This is a genomic window from Pseudomonas sp. GW821-FHT04C07 (assembly GCF_059420325.1).
Genome location: NZ_JBWKTM010000006.1, coordinates 129,567 through 146,790, shown reverse-complemented (window position 1 = coordinate 146,790; position 17,224 = coordinate 129,567). Strand labels below are relative to the sequence as shown.

Genomic DNA, 17,224 nt, shown 5'->3' with positions numbered 1-17,224 from the left:
CGCGCTCAAGCCTCGTGCTCGCGCAGGAAGCGGAAGAACTCCACCCCCTCACGCAGGCGGCGCTTCGTCATGTCCCAGCTACCCAGCATTTCTTTAACGATCTCCCAGATCTTCGAGGGCCGGAAGTAGAAGCTTCGGTAGAAGGTCTCGATGCCGTGGAAAATATCTTCTTTGGACAGGTGCGGGTAACTGATCAGCGCCAGCTGTACGCCTTTCTCGTTGACCAGGTTCATGTCCCGGTTGGGTTGCAACCAACCGTTCTCCACCGCCTGCTTGTACAGCGTGGTGCCAGGGTACGGTGCCGCCAGCGACACCTGGACGGTGTGCGGATTGATCTCTTTGGCGAAGGCGATGGTCTTGGCGATGGTTTCCTTGGTCTCGCCGGGCAGGCCAAGGATGAAGGTACCGTGCACCTGAATGCCCAGCTTGCGACAGTTTTCAGTGAAGGTCCGCGCGATATCGGTCCGCAGGCCCTTTTTGATGTTGTGCAGTATCTGGTCGTCGCCGGACTCGTAGCCTACCAGCAGCAAACGCAGGCCGTTGTCCTTCATGATCTTCAGCGAGGAGTAAGGTACGTTGGCCTTGGCGTTGCAACTCCAGGTCCAACCCAACGCGTGCAGGCCCCGGGCAATCTCGTGCACGCGGTCCATGTTGGAACTGTCGGTGAAGGTGTCGTCGTCGAACATCAGCTCCTTGACTTCGCGCATGTTCTCCTTGATCCACTTCGCCTCGGCGATCACGTTGGCGGCCGAGCGAACGCGGTAGCGATGGCCGCCGACGGTCTGTGGCCAGAGGCAGAACGTGCACTTGGAGCGGCAGCCGCGGCCGGTGTAAATGGACACGTAAGGGTGTTTCAGATAGCCGATGAAGTAGCGGTCGATCTTCAGGTCGCGTTGGTAGACGGGCGCCACGAACGGCAATTCGTCCATGTTCTCGATTATTACCCGCGGCGGGTTGTGCTGCACACTGCCGTCGGCGAGCTTGTAGCTGATGCCGGTGACGTCCTTGAACGCCCGGCCCTCGGCAATTTCCTTGCAGGTGAAGTCAAACTCCTCGCGCGCCACGAAATCGATCGCCGGCGAGGCAGTCAGTGAATCAGAGGGATCGACCGCCACTTTGGCGCCGACCATGCCGATCAGGATCTCGGGACGGCGCGCCTTCAGCAGTTCGGCGAATTTGGCATCGGTGGGGAACGAAGGTGTACTGGTATGGATGATCACCAGCTCATATTCGGCGGCAATCGTCAGCGATTCCTCCACCGTGAGCTCTTCCACCGGCGCATCCAGCAAACGTGAGCCGGGCACCAGCGCGGCGGGCTGGGCCAGCCAGGTGGGGTACCAAAAGCTCTTGATCTCGCGTTTGGCCTGATAACGTGAACCGGCACCACCGTCAAAACCGTCGAAGGACGGCGCCTGCAGAAAAAGCGTCTTCATAGGAATTATTAGCTCCAACGGTCACTGGACCGAGATATGCCAACCGCCTGCGAACGCACTACAGAAAATCACGGTCAACTATAGCGTATGGGTCCGCCCTTGCGCGCATGCAGAACGTTGCCGCGCCACTTCACCCGCCGACCGGTCAGGGCCACTGCCCACTCCATTAATAGCAGCAGGTCGCGCAAGGGGGTAAACGGCACGCAATACCAGGGTGTCGATAGGCGTCTGACGTTGCGCCCGAGAAAAAACTGCGCAACCCGCGCAACACCCGCGACCACCGCCAGGCAGACGTTCAGCGTCGAAGGCGCCAGCGTAAGACCCACCAGCGACACCGGCCAGGTGAAACAGACGACGCTCATCGCAAAGCCGCCTGGCGAGATGGCACGGATGGTCCGCAGCCAACGCAGTTCGTGCATCCATAGCTCGCTCAGGCGGGTTTCGCTGACTTCAGTGCCTACCCATACCTCCGACAGCACGGTCCGTAACCCGGCTTCCCGGGTCAGCTGGCCCAACCAGAAATCATCGGCCAAGGTATCGCGCAACACCTCGAAGCCGCCGACGGCTTGCAACGTTTCGCGGCGCAGCGCGATCGTCGAGCCGAACGCGAAACGCCTGGAGCCGAAGGCATGCGCCAGGCAGACCGAAGGTGCAAACCAGTCGTCAATGAAAAGGCAGCCCAGACGCGACCAGAACCCGCCCTGCGGGACTCCGTGATATAGGCAGGTGACGATTCCCACACTTGGGTCCGCCAACGGCGCCGTCACCCGCGACAAATAATCCGCAGGCACACTGATATCGCTGTCGGCCAGCACCAGCCAGTCGTGACGGACCAGCGGCATCATGTTCAGCAGGTTGCTGACTTTCAAATTGACGCCCTGCACGCGGGGATCGACGACCAGGTCAATGGCCAGCTGCGGGAATTCCGCGCACAGCCTCTGCACCACAGCAATGGCGGGGTCCTGAGGCTCGCGCACACCGAATATCAATTGATCACCCGAGCGGATCTGCTGACAGAATCCGCGCAAGTTTTCGTACAGCCGCGGTTCGGCGCCATGCAAGGGCTTGAGCACAGACACCGGGTGCGCCCGCCCACCGACACCCGCCAGAGGAGTCGGTGCGCGAAGGTGCTTGAGCACAGCGCCCAAGGCGACGACGGCATAGCCGGCGGCGGCAACGACCAATCCGCTGCCCAACCAGGTGGCGAACGTGCTGACGAAGTAAGGGGTCGGCATGTGGGGTTGATTACAACAATTGCTCGTTGATAGCAATCGACGTTAGATCGAAATCTGCGCAATGGAGATTCTGCGCTACGCTACACTGCCAAAACGGGATCTCTCGAGGAGGTTGATTTTGGCTAGCCAGGAACAGGAATGTCGCCAGTGGCGTGAATCGACGGACGTGGTTTCCTTTAATGACGAGCAGCTGGTTCTTGTCGACAGGTTCGATCAGGAAATCGGGTTTCTCGACAAGGCCTCCGCGCATCAGGGGCAAGGCTTGCTGCACCGGGCCTTTTCGCTGTTGGTATTTAATCGCAAAGGCGAGTTGCTGTTGCAGCAACGGGCAGCGGGTAAGCGCCTGTGGCCGGGCTTCTGGTCCAACACCTGCTGCAGCCATCCACGGCGTGGCGAGACGCTGGACGTAGCCATTGAACGACGTCTCGGTGAAGAACTGGGCATGCAATGCTCGCTACAGTTTCTCTTCAAATTCGAATACCAGGCACAGTTCGACACAGAAGGCGCCGAGCATGAGTTGTGCTGGGTGTATGCCGGGCGCAGCGACGAAGTGCCCACGCTCAACCTCAACGAAGTCTCGGCGCTGCGGTATATTTCTCCGGAAACGCTGGACACGGAACTGGCGGAACAACCACACCATTTTACGCCTTGGTTCAAGATCGAGTGGGAGCGCCTGCGTCGAGAACATGCCGACCTGTTCACGCCGCTTTCTTAAGTTCCCGATGGTAGATGGCAGACAGAAATCGCGGAGACTTCCTTGGGCATTCCCCTTATTCAACAGGCCAGGATTGCACGCTACATCCTCGGCAAGAAGCTAAGAGGCCAGCACCGCTATCCACTGGCGATGATGCTGGAGCCCCTGTTCCAGTGTAATTTGGCCTGCGCAGGTTGCGGCAAGATCGACCACCCCAAGGACATCCTGCGCAAGCGCCTGAGCGTCGAGGATGCCTTGCGCGCCGTGGACGAATGCGACGCGCCCGTGGTCTCCATTCCCGGTGGCGAGCCCCTTATTCACAAGGAAATGCCGCAGATCGTGCGGGGCATTATTGCCCGCAAGAAGTTCGTTTATCTGTGCACCAACGCGATTCTGCTGACCAAGCACATCGATGAATACGAACCGTCCCCCTACTTCACCTGGTCTATCCATCTGGATGGTTTACAGCAGCGCCACGATGATTCTGTGTGTATGGAAGGCGTGTTCGACAAAGCCGTTGAGGCGATCAAGCTAGCGCTTTCTCGCGGCTATCGGGTGACCATCAATTGCACCTTGTTCAATCAAGAGCCGCCGGACAACATCGCTGATTTCTTCGACTACGCCATGTCCCTGGGCATCGAGGGCATCACCGTGTCTCCCGGTTTCAGCTACGAGCACGCACCGCGTCAAGACGTGTTCCTTGGCCGCACCGAGAGCAGCACCCTGTTCCGCGAGGTGTTCAAGCGCGGCAAGGACCGCAAGAGCAAATGGGTGTTCAATCAGTCCTCGATGTTCCTCGACTTTCTCGCCGGCAACCAACGCTACCAGTGTACGCCGTGGTCCAACCCGACCTTCAATATCTTTGGCTGGCAGAAGCCTTGCTACTTGCTGGTCGATGAGGGTTACGCGCCGACCTACAAGGTATTGATGGAAGAAACCCAGTGGGAAAACTATGGCGTCGGTATTAACCCCAAGTGCGACAACTGTATGGCCCACTGCGGCTTCGAAGGCAGCGCCGTCAACGACACCTTCGACCATCCACTGAAAGCGATGCGTGTGGCCCTGTTCGGCCCCCGCACCGATGGCGCCATGGCGCCCGCGCTACCTGTGCTCTACAGCGAACGTGTCGAGCCCCCCTCCGCACGCATCCCGGTTCGCATCGTCGAACCCACCGGTGCGGATCCCGGTAAAGGCTAGTGGCGACATTGACCCTGTCCGCGTACGGCTGGGCGCTTACACTTCTCCCTGCCGTGATCTGGGTCGGACTGCTCATGGCGCCATGGCGGCCGTGGAGCACCCGCGAACGGCTTGAGGCCGACTCACACGCCGGCGGTACGACTGATCTCAGCGACATTACCGTGTTGATTCCGGCACGCAACGAAGCCGACACGCTCGGCGTTACCCTGACCGCCTTGCAGGCACAGGGCACAGGGTTGCAGGTGGTGGTCATCGACGACCAGTCCAGCGACGCCACGGCCACTATTGCTAGCGCCTTTCCTGGCACTCGCGTCGTCAGCGGCCAGCCATTACCGGAGGGCTGGGCCGGAAAACTGTGGGCATTGGAGCAGGGAAAGTCCCACGTGCGTACGCCAATGACGCTGTTGCTCGACGCCGACATCCAGTTGCAGCCTGGCCTGCTGTCGGCGCTGCGGGCGTTCAAACAGCGTGAGGGGAAGCAGTTTGTTTCGTTGATGGCAGACCTGCGCCGCACCAGCTTTTGGGATCATCTGTTGTTGCCGGCGTTCGTCTATTACTTCAAATTGCTGTATCCGTTTGCCCTGTCCAATTCTCGCCATCGGTACGTGGCCGCGGCAGCGGGCGGCTGTGTACTGGTCGATACCGAGGTCCTGCAAAGTATCGGTGCCTTTACCTGCCTGCGGGATGCATTGATCGACGATTGCTCGTTGGCACGACAGGTCAAAAACGCTGGCTATCGTACCTGGCTGGGCCTTAGCCGTGGGGTGATTAGCCGGCGCCCTTACGGCACCCTGATCTCTATCCACGATATGGTCGCGCGTTCAGCTTTTACCCAGCTCGGCTACTCCATATGGATACTGCTGACCGTGACAGTGATGTTTGTCGTCGCCTATGCGGCACCGTTCGCCTTGCTGAGTTTGCCACTTGCTCGACCGTGGGCGCTGACTGCCTGGGGGGCCATGACGCTGAGCTATCTGCCGATATTACGCTACTACCGAATGTCTCCGTTCTGGGCCTTGTTGCTGCCACTGGGCGCAGCGTTTTACCTTGGCATGACCTGGAGTTCGGCGATCCGCTACTGGCGTGGAGTCCGTTCTCATTGGAAGGGACGAGTCTATAGTGCCTGATTCACGGGGCATTGATCCTTGGCGTCATTCGCCCTTCGACGACGCGCCGGTTGTGGCGTTTGCCGCAGAGCAATCGCTCTGCTAGTGTCAGTATTGAGTTGTTTTTTGAACCGCTGCCGACACTGGTTTCTGCCCATGGCCCCCAAGAAAGCCACCGTCGATTTCGAAAGTCCTCCCCTAAAACCGTGGCAGCCGGTTGCCCCTGATACAGACCGAGCAGAGTGTGCAGAACCTCCTCAAGCACGGCGTGCTCCTCGAACAGCGCCCTTCGGCGTGGACACTCAAGCATGATCGCGACCTACCAAAAACAATGCCAGGCGCGCGTCGATGCCGCTCTGGAAGAACTCCTGCTACCTCCACGCGACGAACTGCAACGCCTGTACCAGGCGATGCGCTACAGCGTCGTCAACGGCGGTAAGCGGGTCCGCCCGATGCTGGTCTATACCGCTTGCGAAGCCCTCGACGGCGCGGCGGAACAGGCCAAAGGCGCCGCCTGCGCAGTGGAGCTGATCCACGCTTATTCGCTGGTTCACGACGATCTGCCAGCGATGGATGACGACGACCTGCGTCGCGGCCAGCCGACCACCCACAAGGCGTTCGACGAGGCCTGCGCGATCCTCGCAGGCGATGGCCTGCAGGCGCTGGCCTTCGAGGTGCTCGCCGATCCCCGGCACAACCCTCAGAGTGCCGAAGTTCGCCTGGAAATGTGCGGTATCCTGGCGCGTGCCGTCGGCCCTGCCGGCCTGGTCGGTGGCCAAGCCATCGATCTCGAGGCGGTCGGTCACCAGCTCGATCAGAACGCTCTGGAAACCATGCATCGACACAAGACTGGCGCATTGATCGAAGCCTGCGTGCAGCTTGGCGCGCTGGCCAGCGGTAACGCAGACGAAGCCTCGCTACGAGCCCTGCGCGACTATGCTCGGGCCATCGGCCTGGCCTTCCAGGTGCAGGACGACATTCTTGACGTGGAGAGCGATACCGCCACCCTCGGCAAACGCCAGGGCGCCGACATTGCCCACGACAAGCCGACCTACCCGGCCCTGCTCGGTCTCGATGCGGCCAAGACCTACGCCCGCAGTTTGCACGACCAGGCCCTTTCCGCTCTGCATCCGTTCGGCGTCGGCGCCGAGCCGCTGCGCGCCCTGGCCTGCTATATCGTCGAACGGCGCCACTGAGCCAACCGGCGTCACCTGCGACCATTGGCCAAGTCCGCTAAAGGATCCTCCGATGTCCAAGACGTTCCATGAGATCCCCCGCATGCGCCCCGCCACTCCACTGCTGGACCGCGCCGCGACGCCGGACCGACTGCGTCTGCTCAGCGAGGCGGAGCTGGAAATACTGGCCGATGAGTTGCGTCAGGAGCTGTTCTATATCGTCGGTCAGACGGGCGGCCACTTCGGCGCCGGGCTCGGTGTGATCGAACTCACCATTGCCCTCCATTATGTCTTCGACACGCCCAACGACCGCCTGGTATGGGACGTCGGCCACCAGGCCTACCCACACAAGATCCTCACCGGTCGCCGGGGGAGGATGCACACGCTACGCCAGAAGGGTGGCATAGGCCCGTTCCCGCGCCGCATCGAGAGCGAGTACGACACCTTTGGCGTCGGTCATTCCAGTACCTCAATCAGCGCCGCCCTGGGTATGGCCATCGCCTCGCGCCTCAAGGGTGAGAGACACAAATCCATTGCCGTGATCGGCGATGGTGCTCTGACGGCCGGGATGGCCTTCGAGGCGCTCAGCCACGCGTCGGATGTGAAGGCCGACATGCTGGTGATCCTGAATGACAACGACATGTCGATCTCCAATAACGTCGGCGGCCTGTCCAACTATCTGGCGAAGATCCTCTCCAGCCGCACCTATGCCAGCGTGCGCGAGGGCAGCAAGAAAATCTTGTCGCGCCTGCCCGGCGCCTGGGAGATTGCTCGCCGCACCGAAGAATGCGCCAAGGGCATACTGGTGCCCGGCGCCCTGTTCGAGGAACTCGGCTGGAACTACATCGGCCCGATCGACGGCCACGATCTGCCGACCCTCCTCGCCGCCCTGCGCAACCTGAGCGACCTCAGGGGGCCGCAGTTCCTCCACGTGGTCACCAAGAAGGGTAAGGGGTTTTCCCCTGCCGAGGTCAATCCGATCGGCTATCACGCCATCACCAAACTGGAGCTGGAGCCCGCCGGTGCGCAGCAGCCGCCGAAGAACGCGAGCGGACCGAAATACTCTAATGTCTTCGGCCAGTGGCTGTGCGACATGGCCGCCACCGATTCGCGCCTGACCGGCATAACTCCGGCCATGAAAGAGGGCTCCGACCTGATCGCCTTCAGCGAACGCTACCCGGATCGCTATTTCGACGTCGCCATCGCCGAGCAGCACGCCGTGACCCTTGCCGCCGGCATGGCCTGCTCTGGCCTGAAGCCGGTTGTGGCGATCTATTCAACCTTCCTCCAGCGCGCCTACGATCAGTTGATCCACGACGTCGCGGTGCAAAATCTCGACGTGCTGTTTGCTATCGACCGCGCCGGTGTGGTCGGTGAGGACGGTCCGACCCACGCGGGCAGCTTCGACCTCTCCTATCTGCGCTGCATTCCCGGAATGCTGGTGATGACCCCCAGCGACGAGAACGAATTGCGCCGCATGCTCACCACCGGCTTCCGCTACCCAGGCCCGGCGGCGGTGCGCTATCCCCGTGGTTGTGGGCCGAACGCGGCCATCGAACCTGGCCTGGAACCCCTGGAAATCGGTAAGGGCGTGCTTCGTCGCCGCGGCAAGCAAGTCGCCCTGCTGGTGTTTGGCACGCAGTTGCCGGAAGCGTTCAAGGTCGCCGAAGAGCTGGATGCCACGGTGGCTGACATGCGCTTCGTCAAACCGCTGGACGAGGCCTTGATACGCAAGTTGGCCTCCAGCCACGAACTCTTGGTCACCATCGAGGAAAATAGCATCATGGGCGGTGCCGGCAGCGCGGTGGCCACATTTCTCGCCAACGAGAACCTGGTCCAGCCGATCCTTCATCTGGGCCTGCCGGATCGCTACCTGGAACCCGCCCAGCCCGCCGAAATGCTCGCCGAATGCGGGCTCGACGCCGCTGGCATCGAAGCTGCGGTGCTCGGGCGCCTGGCACTGTTGCACTGGGCTGACGACGGGCAGAAACAAGGGGTTCTCCCGTAAGGGTCAAACACATTAAACTTTGCCCTCGCCTGAAAAGGCTGCGGCTGGCAGCAAGGTGTCCTTATATCAGCGAGCCCCGTTAGCGTCGCCGTTTGGCCTCAGCGCCCTGAAAAAGGCTGCACGTGACTGCTTGTAATCCCCCTGAATTCGAAGCGAGGCTGCGAGGATTGTTAATCCCGTCGCCACGGTTGGCTGAAGATCGCCGGGCTTTTCTTGGCGTATCTCTTGGTCTTGGCCTTCTTGGTACTGGATTTGCGTACATTCTTTATTATTTCATTGTGCAACGCCTTGGTGCGCTTGCAGCGGCCTCGGTGACTTACATTCCACCGGTTGTGGCGTTGCTGATCGGATTTTTCGTGGCCCGGGAGCCAGTACATGTGATTGATCTTCTAGCCATCGCAGCAATTCTTGGTGGCGTGTACGTTGTGCAAGTCGGACGGTGACAGGCACTGGTGCTCCCTTCTCAGAACGGACCAGGCCTGGAGCGTAATCGCAGTCACTGACACCTCTGGCCTGGTGTACCAGAGGGTTCGTTAGCCCTCCTCTCCGCCACCATCCGTCCGGTTTTTCTACGCCACAAAAATAGAGACTTGCAGCATGCAAGCTGCCAAATCATATTATGACTGTAATATTGTTGATGAAGCGCAAAAAAATCAGGCCTATCGGAGTTGATCCCATGAATGATGCAACCACCCTTCACAAGCTGTTCCTGGACGACTTATCAATCGGCGACACGTTCCGCAGCGGCACATACCTGATCGATGAGCAGCAAATAAAGAGTTTTGCACAGCAATTCGACCCCCAACCTTTTCATCTGGACAATCAGGAGGCTGAGCAAACTTTTTTTGCCGGGCTCGCTGCAAGCGGCTGGCATACGGCTGCCATCACCATGCGCTTACTTGTCTCATGCCTGCCTTTGGATGCGGGTCTTATCGGCGCTGGCAGCGAGCTGAGCTGGCCTACCGCTACTCGCCCTGGAGACGAACTGCGCGTCGAGACCTCCGTCCTGGCCATCAACCCTTCGAAGTCCAGGCTTGATCGCGGTCTTGTTACGTTCCAGACTGACACGCTCAACCAGCACGGTGAGTTGCGTCAACGCTCAGTCGCCAAATTGCTGATCTTTCGCCGCAGCACCTCCGCGACCCACTGAAGCGTTTCAACTAAAAAGCTACGTGTTCGCGAGAGAACCTCCATGCCTCACGACCTGAGTCACCTTGACACCGCGCTTGCGGCCTACCCCCGGGTGGCGCTGCTGGAAGGCCCCACACCGATCCAGAAACTGTCTCGATTGAGCCAAATGCCCGAGCTGAACGGATGCAATCTCTACGTAAAGCGAGATGACCTGACTGGCCTCGGCGGGGGTGGAAACAAACTGCGTAAGTTGGAGTTTTTGCTCGGCGAGGCACTCGCCGAGGGCGCCGACACCCTGGTGACCTGGGGCGGTCTTCAATCCAATCACGCTCGGTTGACCGCTGCAGTAGCCGCCCGCCAAGGCCTGGCCTGCGAACTGATTCTGACCCAATCTGGCGTGCGCACAGATGATGACTATCGCCTTAACGGCAACGTCCTGCTGGACGCTCTTTTTGGCGCTGCGATCCATCGGCTACCCCTCGGGGCTGTTCCCGACACCTATGCAGCAGAGCTGGTCGAGAAGCTCAAGCGACAGGGTAAAAGGCCCTTTGTCATGCCGTTGGGCGGTTCAAGTCCCAGAGGTTGTCTGGGCTATACCGCATGCGCGGCCGAGGTTCTTCGCCAGGCGGATGCTCTGGGACTCCATCTCGACCGTATAGTCGTCCCCAATGGCAGTAGCGGGACTCACTCGGGCTTGCTGGCCGGCGTCACCCTGGCCCGAGCATCAACGCGAATTATCGGATACACCGTACTCGGAACAGAAGAACAAGCTTTCGGTATAACCCTGGAAAAAACCCGACAAGTTCTACACCTCCTTGACCCGTCCACCATACTGGCTGAAAGCGCGCTCAGCGTGGATGGCAGCCAGCGTGGCGACGCCTATGGCGCCCCGACCGAAGCCATGCTGGAGGCTACCCGTCTACTGGCTTCCCATGAAGGGTTGCTCATTGATCCCGTATACGGCGGCAAGGCATTCGCCGGATTGCTGGCATCCGTCCGCCGTGGCGAATTCCCGGCCGGCAGCAATTTGCTCTTTCTGATGACTGGAGGAATACCGGGCATTTTCGCCTACCGTGCTGCCTTCAGCTGACCGGTTATGGGCGTTCTCCAGCGGTCGTAAAACCCTCCCTGCAGGCGAGCACCGGGAGGTTGGAACAACAGAGACGTATCAGCCCTTCGCCTGGCTCATGCGAGTGAACAGTTCAGTGGGCATTTTCTTGCCGTTGAAGGTGTACTGGTTGCTCCTGAACGTGTAGACCTCGGCTTCGGAGAGGTAACCGTCTTTGTTGGTGTCCATGGCTTTGAATTCCTCACCGCCCTTCGGGGCCACGGTCAGGAGTTCCTTGAGCGAAGCGCGGCCGTACCGGGGTGCTAGACTCAATCACGCCTTGGGCACTGATCAGCGTTGCTCCTTCGCGGCACCTGAGCTGCCAAAGCCCCTGTCTCCTGATCTGGAGGTATCCAATGAGCGATAGTACCGAACTCACTTCCTTCACCGGCTGGGCCGCAACGGCGGCCGGCGCTCCACTGGAGCGCTATAGTTACGATCCCGGTCCATTGGGGGACGAGGAGGTGGAAGTCGCCGTGGAGTATTGCGGCGTCTGTCACTCCGACCAGTCACTGATCGATAACGAATGGGGCATTAGCCACTACCCCTTTATCCCCGGCCACGAGGCGGTCGGCAGTATCGTGCGAGCGGGCGCGCAAGTACGCGGTCTTGAAGTGGGACAACGGGTGGGTATTGGTTGGTACAAGGGCAGTTGCATGCATTGCTCCTCGTGCATCGGAGGCTCCCATCACCTATGTGGCACAGTCCAACCCACCATCATCGGCAGCAACGGAGGCTTCGCCGACCGCCTGCGTTCGCACTGGGCCTGGGCTCTGGCGATACCGGATGGACTCGACCCGGCCATGGCCGGCCCTCTGTTCTGCGCCGGTTCGACGGTGTTCAACTCGCTTGTGGAATTCGATGTCAAGCCCACCGACCGGGTCGGTGTGGTGGGCATCGGTGGCCTCGGGCATCTGGCACTGCGCTTCCTTAACGCCTGGGGCTGCGAAGTCACGGCCTTTACCTCGTCGTTGAGCAAGCAGGACGAAGCCAGACGCCTGGGCGCGCACAAGGTAGTCGCCTCGACCGACAGCAATGCGCTGAAATCCATTGCCGGCACCCTGGATTTTCTCTTGGTCACCGCCAACGCCGACCTTGACTGGCCGGCCATGCTCGCAACCCTGCGCGGCAAGGGACGCCTGCATTTTGTTGGCGCAGTGCCCGGCGCTATTCCAGTGCACGTGTTCGACCTGCTTGCGCAACAGAAGACCTTATCTGCCTCGCCGGTGGGTTCGCCCAGTACCACGGCGACCATGCTGGAATTCTGCGTACGTCATCAGATCCTGCCGCAGGTTGAGCACTTTCCCATGAGCCGGGTCAACGAAGCCATCGATCACTTACGCAGTGGCAAGGCGCGCTACCGCGTCGTGCTCGACGCCGGCAAATGACAGACGGGCGCGTCGGGTAACGCCGCACGCGCCCTCTACCGCCGCTACTACAGCCCCCCCTCATCGGCTCGAGCAGAGCAGACACAGACCTTTCCATTAGAAGCTCCCAGCTGTCGCAGCGCAGCGACTGTGCCGCCATGGACATGACTGCTCGAATGTTTGCTGGTTAGCTCAAAGCGCCGAAATGCTCGATTGCGGACATCGACGTCCGAAATGTTCGGACCTGTACTGATCGACGCCATCGAGATCTCCAACCGCGACGGTGTACGCCTGACGCTGAAGGCGTAAGCAATCAGATGCGCAAGTGCGCACTCATGTAGTCAATGAAAACCCGCAACTTGGGCGAGGCATAACGGCTGGCTGGCCACAGCATCCAGAAGACGACCTGGCGGTCGATGTAGTCGTCCAGCACCGTGACCAGCTGCCCGCGTTCCAACGCTTCGCGCACCAGGAAGACGGGCAGAAAGGCAATGCCTCTGCCCTGGATTGCGGCATAGGCAAGGGGCTCGATCGTGTTCGACGTCATCGTGGCGGGCAGCACCAATTCAGCCTCGGAGGCTTCGAGCCGCAGCGGCCAACGCTCCAGCTTTCCCGTCGCGGGAAATTTGTGTTGCAGGCAGAAATGACTTTCCAGTTCACGCGGATAAGTAGGTACACCCTGCCGCTTGAGATATGTGGGCGACGCCACCAGCACATGTGCGCAGGAACCCAAGCGGCGCGCGGCCAAGCGCGAATCGGTTTGCTCGCCGGTCCGAATCACCGCGTCGAACCCCTCCTCGATCACATCGACCATGCGGTCGCAAAAATCGATATCCAGTTCGACTTCCGGATACCGCTCCATGAACCCGTCAAAGGCCGGCATCATCAGGTCGCCCAGTAGAGGTGTGCCCACGCGAAGCCGCCCACGCGGGCTGCCAGCCAGGCCTGACAGCTCGGACTCGGCAGCGGTGACCTCGCTGAGGATGCGGCGGCATCGCTCAAGGAACAGGGTCCCCTCGGCAGTCAGCGTGATACTGCGTGTGCTGCGATGAAACAGCCGTACCCGCAAGCGCTCTTCCATCCGAGCGATGGTTTTGCCCACGGTCGAGGACGACACCCCCAGCTGACGGCCGGCCTCGGTAAAGCTGCGCGTTTCGGCAACTTGCACGAACATTGAAATGCCACTCAGGCTTTCCATCACTTTTCCTGCTTGCCCCCGGTAGTACCCCACCAACAAGGCGGGATTACGGAAAAACTATCCGAAATGTTCGGCATCGCGGGATATTTTTCTTCACGCACTTTACGCCTACATTGCCCCCATCCCACCACTGATAGGTATCGACGTCATGTCCAAACTGCATACGAACATCCAAATAGGCCCATACCAAATTGCCCACCGCGTGGTTTTAGCGCCACTTACCCGCATGCGTGCCGAACCAGGCGCCATTCCTGGCCAGCTGATGGCCGAGTACTACGCCCAGCGTACCACCGCCGGTGGCCTGCTGATCGGCGAAGCCACTATCGCCGCAGCCAATGGCAATGGATACCTCGGTGCTCCCGGTCTGTATGACGACAGCCAGATCGCCGGCTGGAAGCTCGTGACCGACGCAGTCCATGCCAAGGGCGGCAAAATCTTCCTGCAGCTCTACCATGCGGGGCGCCAGTCCAATAGCCTGCTGCAACCGGACGGCGGCCAGCCGGTGGCCCCTTCCGTCGTGGTCCACGGCGGCGTGGCCTACACCGAGCTCGGCTGGACCCCCGGCACCCCGCCGCGCGAACTGACCATCGCTGAAATCCGCCAGCTGGTGGAAAGTTTCCGCGCTGCGGCCGAACGCGGTATTGCTGCCGGCTTCGACGGTGTCGAGATCCACTCGGCGAACGGCTACCTGTTCGATCAGTTCCTACAGGACGGCAGCAACAAACGTACGGATATCTACGGTGGCTCGTTCGAGAACCGCAGCCGGTTCCTGCTGGAAGCGGTAGAGGCTGTGATCTCCGTCTGGGGCAGCAATCGGGTGGCGGTGCGTCTGGGGCCGAGCGGCAATTTCGGCGATATGTCCGACAGCGACCCCGTTGGCCTGTTCACCTATGTCGCGCGCGAGCTGGACAAGCTGGACCTCGCCTATCTGCATCTGATCGAGCCGCGCATCCTGGGTGTCGTCGAGGACGAGAGCCGGGACCAGAATCCGGTGGCGACCCAGCTCCTGCGCAAGCACTACAAGGGCACCCTTATCGCAGCGGGCGGCTTCTCCGGTGAATCGGCCAAGGCGATCCTTGAGGCCGGCGATGCTGATCTGGTCGCTTTTGGCCGTCACTTCATCGCCAACCCTGACTTGCCAGAGCGCCTGCGCAACGGCTGGCCGCTGAACCCGTACGACCGCGAGTCTTTCTTCGGTGGCACGGAGGTGGGTTACACGGACTATCCTTCCCATACCGAAGCTGCATGATAATCCGCACTGCTGGCAACTGGGGTCGTAGTACCCCAGCTGTCCAAAAAACCTGACTCACCTCAGCAACGGGGTTGAGTGCATTCTGGCTGATGAGTACCCGGAGTGCCGGCCGTGCCTTGATCGAACATCTTGTAGCGAGTCTTCCTTCGGTCGACCTGTTCATCCGGACAGCGCGCTGGACGGCCTTTATTTCCATCCTTCCAGGAGAAGTGTCATGCGTATGACCGGCAATACTATCTTCATCACTGGCGGCGGCTCCGGCATTGGCCGAGGCTTGGCCGAAGCCTTCCACAAACTCGGCAATCAGGTGATCATTTCTGGCCGGCGTATGGAGCGGCTGCAGGAGACGCTCGACGCCAATCCCGGCATGGCCGCCATTGAACTCGACATTACCGACCCGGACAGCATCCAGGCGGCAGCACAGAAGCTCATTTCCAATTACCCGGACGTGAATGTGCTTATCAACAATGCCGGCATCATGCTGCTGGATCACGCGGACGGGCCGGTGGACGATGCACTCGCACTGTCGACCGTCACCACTAACCTGCTCGGCCCGATCCGCATGACCTCGGCACTGGTCGAGCATCTGAAGGCGCAGCCCGATGCGGTGATCGTCAACGTCTCCTCCGTTCTCGGCTTCGTGCCGATGGCGGTGACGGCGGTCTATTCAGCGACCAAGGCAGCGCTCCATTCCTACACGTTGTCACAGCGCTACCTGCTGCGCGGACATGGCATCCAACTGGTCGAAATCGCGCCGCCTTGGGTACGCACCGAGCTGCTCAATAGCAGCGAGGAAGAGCGCGCTATTTCTCTCGACCAGTTCATTACTGAAGCGATCAAGCAGTTCGAGAGCGGCGTGGACGAAATCCTCGTCTCTCCAGCCGAGGCTATGCGTGCCAACCCCGGCCCGAACGAGCATGCGTGGGTCAGTCAGTTCAACGACATGATCGGAGCCGGGCCGGCTTTGGGCTGACCGCGACGACGTCAGAACTGGCCAGGCCCACGCTGACACATCACTGGAGCATCTCGCTGGTGGCGCGATGCTCCGGCACTTGCGCTCCATCTCCAGGGGGACGCTGATCGCCAATGTCCGATGGACGCCGAAACGCGGTAACCGGCTCATCGCTGAAGGCAGCGCCGATGGCCGGCACTTCATCTCCAATCCGGATCAGCTCATCAAGGCGCTGGATATGGCTTACGAGCAGCGAGGGCGGCCTCAGGGGCAGCTGTTTCACCCGGATCAGGGTTCGCAATATGGCAGCCGTCAGTGATGCATCGGTACAATTGGATTCGGCCCCATCAATTCAACGGTGGGCTGGCGCCAGCTCAGGCCGGGAAAAAACTTAACGTCGTGTCCAGGATTAGCTGACCACTACAGGTGTGTTGGCCTGCTTGTGGCAGTCCGCGTGGAGGCTTGACGCGTAAAGCTATCGAGGCTCAAACCCTCGCAGGACGTTGTAGCGTCTGCAGTAGCGGCATAGGGTGAACGGGAAAGGCGGCGAACAATGGAATATCCGCAGGAAAGACTATTTTGAACACAACCTCCCCTCTCAATGCCCGCGAGGTCTACCAGGTGCTAAGAGACGTTGCGCTTGGCACGCGTTCCATGAAAAGAGCCTGCAGTCAGTCTTGGAATGAAATCTGCAACGGCCCCACGTTCGTTGAGGTCGACGGCTGGCATCTCACGCTTTTCAACGATTGCGACGCGTTGGACTACTGCGAGCATTGCAGGGCACCAGACGGTCGAGTCGGGACTCTTGAAACCTGGCAGCGCTTACGGCACTGATCCTGTCGACCTATTGAGTGGCTGGGAACGTGAGCAGCTTGAGCAGCTGTTAAATGCGCTCTGACCGTTACTGCCAATGCTCACATAATTGAATCAGCTCATCGACCACGTATCTAACCTTCGGGTTGATGCCCCATTCGCACGACTGTATCCCGAAAACAAACGAGACCGCATCGACAAAGAGGGCTCGCACGCAACCGGCCCTCTTTGTTCGAGCGATGGATGACGCGCCGTTTTCACTGCTGGGGCCCTTGCTGCTGAGACGGATACTGCTGTCGTTGCGATTTCTGTTGCGGCTGCGGCTGCGGTTGCTGCTGCGGCTGATGCATTAGCTGTCCCGCCTCGTGCTGCTGTTGGGGCGGTCTCTGTTGCGGCAGCGGCTGCGGTTGTAGCTGCGGCTGATGCATTAGCTGTCCCGCCTCGTGTTGCTGTTGGGGCGGTCTCTGTTGCGGCAGTGGCTGCGGTTGTAGCTGCGGCTGATGCATTAGCTGTCCAGCCTCGTGCTGCTGTTGGGGCAGTCTCTGTTGCGGCAGC

14 protein-coding genes and 3 pseudogenes are annotated in these 17,224 nt (G+C 60.4%); 13 read left to right on the top strand and 4 right to left on the bottom strand.

Annotated features, from left to right (window positions below; all coding sequences use genetic code 11):
• Nucleotides 1-5: 5 nt before the first annotated feature.
• Together hpnJ and hpnI are read right to left on the bottom strand one after the other, a co-directional pair.
• Nucleotides 6-1,433: a hopanoid biosynthesis associated radical SAM protein HpnJ gene (gene hpnJ, locus AC07UI_RS13190; protein ID WP_494992899.1), complete on the bottom strand. Its 1,428-nt coding sequence runs from the start codon at nucleotides 1,431-1,433 to the stop codon at nucleotides 6-8.
• A gap of 74 nt (nucleotides 1,434-1,507) precedes the next feature.
• Nucleotides 1,508-2,668, bottom strand: coding sequence for a bacteriohopanetetrol glucosamine biosynthesis glycosyltransferase HpnI (gene hpnI / locus AC07UI_RS13185; RefSeq protein ID WP_494992898.1), 1,161 nt, complete (start codon nucleotides 2,666-2,668; stop codon nucleotides 1,508-1,510).
• 61 nt (nucleotides 2,669-2,729) lie between these two features.
• On the opposite strand from hpnI, the gene idi reads away from it, so the two are divergent.
• From idi to AC07UI_RS13145, 8 genes are all read left to right on the top strand, one after another.
• Nucleotides 2,730-3,383, top strand: coding sequence for an isopentenyl-diphosphate Delta-isomerase (gene idi, locus AC07UI_RS13180; protein WP_494992897.1), 654 nt, complete (start codon nucleotides 2,730-2,732; stop codon nucleotides 3,381-3,383).
• Nucleotides 3,384-3,425: 42 nt separating this feature from the next.
• Complete coding sequence (hpnH, locus tag AC07UI_RS13175) at nucleotides 3,426-4,559, top strand: adenosyl-hopene transferase HpnH (RefSeq protein WP_494992896.1); 1,134 nt, start codon at nucleotides 3,426-3,428, stop codon at nucleotides 4,557-4,559.
• Between the two features lie 74 nt (nucleotides 4,560-4,633).
• Nucleotides 4,634-5,686 carry a glycosyltransferase gene (locus AC07UI_RS13170; protein ID WP_494992895.1) on the top strand — a complete coding sequence of 351 codons (1,053 nt, stop codon included), beginning with the start codon at nucleotides 4,634-4,636 and terminating at the stop codon, nucleotides 5,684-5,686.
• Between the two features lie 287 nt (nucleotides 5,687-5,973).
• Nucleotides 5,974-6,861: a (2E,6E)-farnesyl diphosphate synthase gene (ispA, locus tag AC07UI_RS13165; protein WP_494992894.1), complete on the top strand. Its 888-nt coding sequence runs from the start codon at nucleotides 5,974-5,976 to the stop codon at nucleotides 6,859-6,861.
• Between the two features lie 52 nt (nucleotides 6,862-6,913).
• A complete protein-coding gene (gene dxs, locus AC07UI_RS13160) occupies nucleotides 6,914-8,848 on the top strand; it encodes a 1-deoxy-D-xylulose-5-phosphate synthase (RefSeq protein WP_494992893.1) in 1,935 nt (644 codons plus the stop codon).
• Between the two features lie 122 nt (nucleotides 8,849-8,970).
• Nucleotides 8,971-9,291: an EamA family transporter gene (locus AC07UI_RS13155; protein ID WP_494992892.1), complete on the top strand. Its 321-nt coding sequence runs from the start codon at nucleotides 8,971-8,973 to the stop codon at nucleotides 9,289-9,291.
• Nucleotides 9,292-9,524: 233 nt separating this feature from the next.
• Nucleotides 9,525-9,998 carry a MaoC family dehydratase gene (locus AC07UI_RS13150; protein ID WP_494992891.1) on the top strand — a complete coding sequence of 158 codons (474 nt, stop codon included), beginning with the start codon at nucleotides 9,525-9,527 and terminating at the stop codon, nucleotides 9,996-9,998.
• Between the two features lie 42 nt (nucleotides 9,999-10,040).
• Nucleotides 10,041-11,069 (top strand): D-cysteine desulfhydrase family protein, encoded by a 1,029-nt coding sequence (locus tag AC07UI_RS13145; RefSeq protein ID WP_494992890.1) that lies wholly within the window; start codon nucleotides 10,041-10,043, stop codon nucleotides 11,067-11,069.
• A 78-nt stretch (nucleotides 11,070-11,147) separates the two neighbouring features.
• Here AC07UI_RS13145 and AC07UI_RS13140 read toward each other — a convergent pair.
• Nucleotides 11,148-11,339: pseudogene (locus AC07UI_RS13140) on the bottom strand (HvfA family oxazolone/thioamide-modified RiPP metallophore); the annotation flags it as partial.
• A 104-nt stretch (nucleotides 11,340-11,443) separates the two neighbouring features.
• On the opposite strand from AC07UI_RS13140, the gene ahr reads away from it, so the two are divergent.
• A complete protein-coding gene (gene ahr / locus AC07UI_RS13135; protein WP_494992889.1) occupies nucleotides 11,444-12,475 on the top strand; it encodes an NADPH-dependent aldehyde reductase Ahr in 1,032 nt (343 codons plus the stop codon).
• Nucleotides 12,476-12,767: 292 nt separating this feature from the next.
• Here the strand turns inward: ahr and AC07UI_RS13130 are convergent, their stop codons facing one another.
• Nucleotides 12,768-13,652: a LysR family transcriptional regulator gene (locus tag AC07UI_RS13130; protein WP_494992888.1), complete on the bottom strand. Its 885-nt coding sequence runs from the start codon at nucleotides 13,650-13,652 to the stop codon at nucleotides 12,768-12,770.
• A gap of 148 nt (nucleotides 13,653-13,800) precedes the next feature.
• On the opposite strand from AC07UI_RS13130, the gene AC07UI_RS13125 reads away from it, so the two are divergent.
• The 4 genes and pseudogenes from AC07UI_RS13125 (at nucleotide 13,801) to AC07UI_RS13110 (ending at nucleotide 16,754) form a co-directional block, all read left to right on the top strand.
• On the top strand, nucleotides 13,801-14,901 hold the full coding sequence (locus AC07UI_RS13125; protein ID WP_494992887.1) for an alkene reductase: 1,101 nt from the start codon (nucleotides 13,801-13,803) through the stop codon (nucleotides 14,899-14,901).
• A gap of 217 nt (nucleotides 14,902-15,118) precedes the next feature.
• Nucleotides 15,119-15,877 (top strand): SDR family oxidoreductase, encoded by a 759-nt coding sequence (locus AC07UI_RS13120; protein WP_494992886.1) that lies wholly within the window; start codon nucleotides 15,119-15,121, stop codon nucleotides 15,875-15,877.
• Between the two features lie 202 nt (nucleotides 15,878-16,079).
• A pseudogene (locus AC07UI_RS13115) lies at nucleotides 16,080-16,273 on the top strand (IS3 family transposase); the annotation flags it as partial.
• 162 nt (nucleotides 16,274-16,435) lie between these two features.
• A pseudogene (locus AC07UI_RS13110) lies at nucleotides 16,436-16,754 on the top strand (DUF7693 family protein).
• Nucleotides 16,755-17,224: the final 470 nt, after the last annotated feature.

Coding starts and splice junctions, on each gene's coding strand:
- hpnJ (WP_494992899.1), bottom strand. CDS start 1,433: ATGAAGACGCTTTTTCTGCAGGCGCCGTCCTTCGACGGTTTTGACGGT.
- hpnI (WP_494992898.1), bottom strand. CDS start 2,668: ATGCCGACCCCTTACTTCGTCAGCACGTTCGCCACCTGGTTGGGCAGC.
- idi (WP_494992897.1), top strand. CDS start 2,730: ATGGAGATTCTGCGCTACGCTACACTGCCAAAACGGGATCTCTCGAGG.
- AC07UI_RS13170 (WP_494992895.1), top strand. CDS start 4,634: ATGGCGCCATGGCGGCCGTGGAGCACCCGCGAACGGCTTGAGGCCGAC.
- ispA (WP_494992894.1), top strand. CDS start 5,974: ATGATCGCGACCTACCAAAAACAATGCCAGGCGCGCGTCGATGCCGCT.
- dxs (WP_494992893.1), top strand. CDS start 6,914: ATGTCCAAGACGTTCCATGAGATCCCCCGCATGCGCCCCGCCACTCCA.
- AC07UI_RS13150 (WP_494992891.1), top strand. CDS start 9,525: ATGAATGATGCAACCACCCTTCACAAGCTGTTCCTGGACGACTTATCA.
- AC07UI_RS13145 (WP_494992890.1), top strand. CDS start 10,041: ATGCCTCACGACCTGAGTCACCTTGACACCGCGCTTGCGGCCTACCCC.
- ahr (WP_494992889.1), top strand. CDS start 11,444: ATGAGCGATAGTACCGAACTCACTTCCTTCACCGGCTGGGCCGCAACG.
- AC07UI_RS13130 (WP_494992888.1), bottom strand. CDS start 13,652: ATGGAAAGCCTGAGTGGCATTTCAATGTTCGTGCAAGTTGCCGAAACG.
- AC07UI_RS13125 (WP_494992887.1), top strand. CDS start 13,801: ATGTCCAAACTGCATACGAACATCCAAATAGGCCCATACCAAATTGCC.
- AC07UI_RS13120 (WP_494992886.1), top strand. CDS start 15,119: ATGCGTATGACCGGCAATACTATCTTCATCACTGGCGGCGGCTCCGGC.